Raw genomic sequence first — 6,000 nt, 5'->3', positions numbered from 1 at the left:
CTGCCAAAGGCCGCCGGCAGCAGCGCTTCCACCAGGCTCACCTGACCCACCGCCTTGCGCACCATCGGACGCCCCCATCCTGCTTCACCAGGATCGAATCACAGCAGCACGGCCAAGGCCAGGGTTTCGCGGCAGTCTCCTTTGGTGGTGATCCCGGCATTTTCTCGTGAGGTTTTCGGCAGAGGAAGCCGGCCCAAGTCATGTAGCGTTGCGGATACCGATATGTGTTCTTTCGAAGCATTGGGTGGGCCAATACGATATTCACTACGACGCAGACGTTGTCATATTGCTGATAAGCTGCCGAAGCATTGACGCAAGCTTTCTCTGCCGGTCGACGGAAGAAGATCTCAAGGTCTTGGCAGGGCATAGGCGATGACATGGTCGCCTACTTTCGTCCCGAGCGATCCATGTCCGCCGGCAATCACCAGAACATACTGGCGGCCATCCTTGCCCATGTAGGTCATTGGTGTTGCCTGGCCGCCCGCAGGAAGCCGGCTCTCCCAGCGTTGCGTACCGTCGGTTACGTCATAGGCTCGGACATAGTAGTCGATGGTCCCAGACAGGAAGGCGACGCCACCGGCGGTCATGATCGGGCCACCGAGATTGGGAACGCCCATCGGGAAAGGTAGCGGAACTGGCGCTGCGTCGCGCGTCGTGCCGTTCTTATGCTTCCAGACGATCTCTCCCGTGGTCAGGTCGGCGCCTGCCACATAACCCCAAGGGGGTGCTTGGCAGGGCAGGCCAAGAACGGACGTGAACGCCGAGAGCTGCACGGCGAACGGTGCGCCGAAGTTCTCGTTCAGGGCCGGCAGGCTGTTGTCCTCGCGGTCCTCGCCCTGCACGTAGAGCGTGGTGTCGTCCTTGCGAGGAATCAGCTGGGAAACGAAGGCCAGGTAGGCAGGCGTGGTGAAGGCAATCTGGCGCTGCGGGTCCACCGCGATGCTGCCCCAGTTGAACACGCCGAAATTGCCGGGATAAACCAGTGACCCTTGCAGCGAAGGAGGCGTGTATCGGCCGTCGTAGCGCAGGCGATGGAACGCGATGCGGCAGGCAAGCTGATCGAACATCGTAGCGCCCCACATGTCTGCGCCAGAAAGCGGCGGCGGATCGAAGGACAGCTGCGAAACCGGCTGGGTCGGCGCGGTGAAGTCGCCCTCGACGGCACCCTGCGGAACCCGGACTTCGGTGACCGGCAGGATGGGTTCGCCAGTCTGGCGATTGAGCACGTATACTTCGCCCTGCTTGGTTGGCTGTACCAGGGCCGGCACCGCTTCGCCGTCAGTGGTGAGATCAATCAGGCTTGGTTGTGACGGAACATCGTAGTCCCACAGGTCGTGATGAACGGTCTGGAATACCCAGCGCACCTGGCCCGTCGCCAGATCGAGAGCCACGACGGAGGAGGAGAAGCGCTCGACGTCTGCACTTCGGTTGCCTCCCCACTGATCTGGCGGCTGGTTGCCGAGCGGAACGTAGACCATGCCCAGTTGCTCATCGACGCTGGAGATCGACCAGCTGTTCGGCGAGTTGGGGGTGTAGGTCTCACCAGGCGGCAGGGGAGCGGTCTGATCCGGGTTGGCGGGATCCCAGTTCCACACCAAGGAGCCGGTATCGACATCGAAAGCACGGATGACCCCGGAAGGCTCGGTCGTGGACACGTTGTCGAGCACCGTGCCACCAACGATCACGAGTTCCTGCGTCACCACGACGGGCGAGGTGGAATAGTAGCCGCCCGCCCTGATGTGGGGCATGTTCGTCCACAGGTTGATCTGGCCTTCCAGGCCAAAGCTCGTGCAGACGCCGCCGGTCTCGGGATCGAGCGCGATCAACCGGCCATCGGCCGTCGGCATGAACAGCTTGCGGGGGCAGGAGGCGACCGTCTGCGCACCCGCGGTTGCCGTCGGCAGATCGATGGGCGGCGGCTGGATCGCCGGCTGCTGATCCGGGATGTCAGCTGCCGGCGCGGCGTCGGCAGCTGTTCCATCGTGATAGGATAGCCCCCGGCAGGTCAGATGCTGAAGCGCCAGCTCGTCGCGGATCTGCGGGTCGTAGCGCCAAAGCTCCTCGCCCGTGTCCGCATCGAGCGCAATCACGTCCTGATAGGGGGTACAGAGGAAAAGACGGTCGCCGATCTTGAGCGGCGTGACTTCGAAGGTCGTTTCCACCGGATCGCCAGGGCGGCTGCCTGGTACGTCGCCGGTCCTGTAGGTCCAGGCGACCTCGAGGTTCGCCACGTTGTCCGGTGTGATCTGATCAAGAGGAGAATAGCGCTGGCCAAAGCCGGTTCTGCCGTAAGCGTGCCATTCGCCTGGTGGCACGCCATCTCCGGTCGCCGCCAACTGCGCCCGCGCTTCGGGCAACCTGCCAGAGATCCGATGGGGATCATTCATCAGTGCCGCGATGCCGACCAGCAGCGCGATTACCAGGGCCGATGAAAGAGCGAGACCACTGCCACGGATCGCGGACACGCGCCCAGGGCCATCCGGTGCGCCCAGTGCCCTGGTGACCCATGGGGTCAGGAGGGCAAGGCCGAGAAGAAAGATGACATCGCCTCGGGCGGCCAGCGGCCACCAGTCGAAGCCCGCTTCCCAGATCGCCCAGACGAGCGTTCCTACTGTCAACAGGGCATAGACCCACGGAGCTGCAGGCCGACGCCGCCAAAGCAGGTAGGCAGTTGTCAGCATCGCAACTCCGGCACCGAGATAGTACCAGGAACCGCCGAGAGCGATCAGCCAGATGCCCGCAACCGCAGAAGAAAGACCAAGAATGGCAATGATGACCCAGAGGACATCAATGGTCCCGATACGGCGCGCAACACTCATGATCTACCTCTAGGCAATCTTGCTTCTGAACACCAATGATCTCTGCCTGAACAATCTAGCGCTTCATCGACTGGTTGATAAAGCCGAAGGCGGCAAGTGCTGGCCATCGACACCGGTAACGCCCCAGGCAGATGGCGGCTTAGGTCGCCGCCATCATTGGTCCTCTTATTGTAGTGCTGGATCCTGTCATTGCGGAGGGGGCGCTCCTCGCAAGAGCCGCCTGGCTCCAACGCTCTGGAGGAAGCTGTCTCACGATTCCAGGTGGCACTCACGCTCTGGCCAGGCTGGACCCGCTCATAGCCGGCGTCATCGAAAGCCGGCATCTGCTCGACCCGAGCCTTGTTGAAGTCGGTCACCAGGCGTCCCGTATCGTCCAGCGTGACCTGCTCGAACGGGATCAGGATCTGCCGTTCTCCGATGCCGAGGAAACCGCCGACACCGACCACCATCCCGCCGATCATATCCTTCCGGTTGATGACGACGTCTTCGACATCGCCGATGTTCTCGCCGTTGGCTCCATAGACCGACTTGTTCATCAACTCGCCGATCCTCATGCCTGCGAGCCGGGCTGCACTGTCGTTGGCCGCATCTTGCTGCGTCGAGGCCATCTGCTGTTGATCAGCCAGGTTCTGCTGCTGCGCTTGACCCTGCTGCTGCTCGCCCTGCCGCTCGATTCGGATCTGCGGCTGGCCCTCCTGCTGGTTGACGACGACACGCGGCTCGACCTGTTCGTAGCGGACCTGCGGCTGCCGGTTGCCTTCGAACTCGACGTTCGACTGGTCGTCTGCCAGTTGCTGGACGCGAACCTCCGGTTGCCCGCTCTCTACATCGACATCCGGCTCCGCCGGCTGGACGCTCACCTGGGGCTCGCTCTGGCGAACCTGGACCTGCGGCTGCGCCTGGCTGACGCTCACCTCAGGCTCAGGCATCCGGACGATGATCTCCGGCTGCGGGATGTCCACCGTCACGGTAGGCCTCGGCTGCCGCACGATGATCTCCGGCTGCTGCTGCCGCACCGTCACCTCCGGCTCGGGCTGTGTGACCGTCAGCCTTGGTGCGACCTGCTCCACCAGGATCTGGGCACCCTGCCCGTCGTTCTGGTCGGGCTCGGCCACAATTGCCACGACCTCGCCGAACGTCCGCGCAGCAGCGTTAGGGTCATCGCCCTGGAGCGTCTGCTCAGCCCGGCCCATCTGGCCTTCGATCCGGAAACGCTGCTCCTGCGGGAGTTGGTCCATGCCCTGGCGCAGTTCCTGCAAGGCCTGTCGGGCTTCCTGCTTCGCCTGATCGAAGCCTGCGTTGTCGTTCCCCTGGGCGGCCTGCTGCAAGCTCTGGAAGGCCTGTTGCAGGCGCTGCTGTACCATCTGGAGTTGCTGGTTGCCGCCATCCTGCTGGGCTGTGGCGGCTGTCTTCTGGACCGTCTCCTGCGCGAGCGTCGGTGTGACGAACGCGGTGGCGAGAGCGATCGCAGAAATGAAAGACGACTTCATTGTTTCCTCCGGTTGGCAATCATGACTGCTTTGCCGATAGTTACTTGGCCGCCGTGCAGTCTTTCCAGATCATCTCCTGCATCGCCGTGTTGGCGCGCAGCAAGTAGATCAGGATAGCGGCCTGGGCCGGCGGCGAGATGGCGGCAACGGCACCTTTGCGCGCTGCCTGCTCGATCGAGATCCCCTGGCTTCCCAGGCCGAGCTGCTGGAGCATGCTCGAGTTGTCGCCGCCCTGGAGGGCCTTCCCGACCATGTCCGTCACCAGCGAGTCGGCCGTCTTGACGTACTCGTCGTACTTCTTGGCCAACGCTTCACAGCCAACTGTCGTTGTCTGTGCTTGAGCAACGTGGCTGCCGGTCCCAAGGATCACGGCGCCTATAGCGATGTGGAGCAGGCGCGCCATGAGCTGTCCTTTGCACGTGTTCGGCGGCACCCGGATAGGCCATGGGCCTATCCGGGCGTTGCCATATCACTCGCTCTTGGATGTGGTCTGGGCCTGGCCGCTGGCGTCGCCACCGCTGCCGGCCTGACTACCACCGGCCGCATTCTCGCCGGCCATGTCGGCCGGAGGATTGATGAACATCGTCACCTCGTCACCCTTGGCGGTCTTCGCCTGGACGAGATAGGTGGCGTCGAGCACCGTGATATCCGTGAAGCCTGCCTGCTCGAGGCTGCCGCGTAGCTCGCTCTGCGTCATCGCCTGGATCTGGCTACCCTGCTGGTTCGATCCGGACTTGTTCGCCTGCTGACCGCTGGCTTGATCATCCGATGCCGCCATTGCCGGCAAGGTGAACAATGCCGCTGCTGCGAGCGATGTGAGAATGGTTGTACGCATGCTTGCTCTCCGTGATGACGGGATGGTCCAGGTGCCCGCGAGGAAGCTTCGCTCCAGCACCGTGGCCTATGGATTATTGGTGTGCATCAGCCGCACGCACGGAAAGGCGATGTGATACGGATGGCCTTCCCGTGGATGCGCGATCCTCAGACGTCGAAGAGGCCGTTTTCGCCCATGTCATCGTTGAGGTCGCCAAACTCGGACTCTTCGATGATGTTGTTCTTGTTCTTATCGTAGCTGCCGAACACGCCGTTGTTGAACTCGTCCTGGGACAGGCCGCCGTTCTCGTTCGAATCCCAGCTATTGTAGATGCCATCGGAATCGAACTTGTTGGCGAACTCGTCGTTATCGAGGGCGGCGTTCTTGTCGGTGTCCCAGTCGCTATAGGATTCGTCCGCCATGGCTGGGGCGAAGGCCAGCAGCGACATGGCCAGCGTCGTTGCGCCGAGCAGCTTCATCCAGTCGTTCTTCATGACTGATCTCCTTTGCCGGTGGAGTGTGCAGCCGTGAAACAAGATCAAGCTCGTTACGGCATGCTTATCTTTCGATGGCCAGAAACGAGATGTTCTCCGAAGTATCCAGCCGACGTCCGGAAGATATAATCCTGACGTTGCGGCTGCCAGTCGGGCTTAGCGGTATGTCTGTAAGGGAAAACCTGACAGGACGACGGGGCTTTCCCCTGCTTTCATCGACGCATGATCTGCTATTTTCCACTTTATGCGATGCAGTACTGCAGCAAGCATGACCTGGAGCGACAGGTTGTCGACGAGACTAAGGCCCGGCTCGCGGCTTGACGGAACCTGTCGTTCCGACGTTCGCCAGCGTACAGGAGCAGCGGAGGCCGGATCTTCATCCG

5 protein-coding genes are annotated in these 6,000 nt (G+C 62.2%); all 5 read right to left on the bottom strand.

Annotated elements, in window-relative coordinates:
* Positions 1–347 precede the first annotated feature (347 nt).
* Positions 348–2,819 carry a glucose/quinate/shikimate family membrane-bound PQQ-dependent dehydrogenase gene (locus VHL31_RS21305; protein WP_329663253.1) on the bottom strand — a complete coding sequence of 824 codons (2,472 nt, stop codon included), beginning with the start codon at positions 2,817–2,819 and terminating at the stop codon, positions 348–350.
* Positions 2,816–4,309 (bottom strand): PRC-barrel domain-containing protein, encoded by a 1,494-nt coding sequence (locus VHL31_RS21300; RefSeq protein ID WP_329663252.1) that lies wholly within the window; start codon positions 4,307–4,309, stop codon positions 2,816–2,818. Before VHL31_RS21300 ends, VHL31_RS21305 begins: the two co-directional genes overlap by 4 nt.
* A gap of 40 nt (positions 4,310–4,349) precedes the next feature.
* Positions 4,350–4,616 (bottom strand): hypothetical protein, encoded by a 267-nt coding sequence (locus VHL31_RS21295; protein ID WP_329663251.1) that lies wholly within the window; start codon positions 4,614–4,616, stop codon positions 4,350–4,352.
* Positions 4,617–4,778: 162 nt separating this feature from the next.
* A complete protein-coding gene (locus tag VHL31_RS21290) occupies positions 4,779–5,144 on the bottom strand; it encodes a hypothetical protein (protein ID WP_329663250.1) in 366 nt (121 codons plus the stop codon).
* A 146-nt stretch (positions 5,145–5,290) separates the two neighbouring features.
* The gene (locus VHL31_RS21285; RefSeq protein ID WP_329663249.1) at positions 5,291–5,617 is read right to left on the bottom strand and encodes a hypothetical protein; all 327 of its coding nucleotides are present in this window, start codon (positions 5,615–5,617) and stop codon (positions 5,291–5,293) included.
* Positions 5,618–6,000 lie beyond the last annotated feature (383 nt).

This window comes from Geminicoccus sp. (genome assembly GCF_036263595.1).
Classification (GTDB): Bacteria; Pseudomonadota; Alphaproteobacteria; order Geminicoccales; family Geminicoccaceae; genus Geminicoccus.
This window is presented reverse-complemented; position numbering and strand designations above follow the sequence as displayed.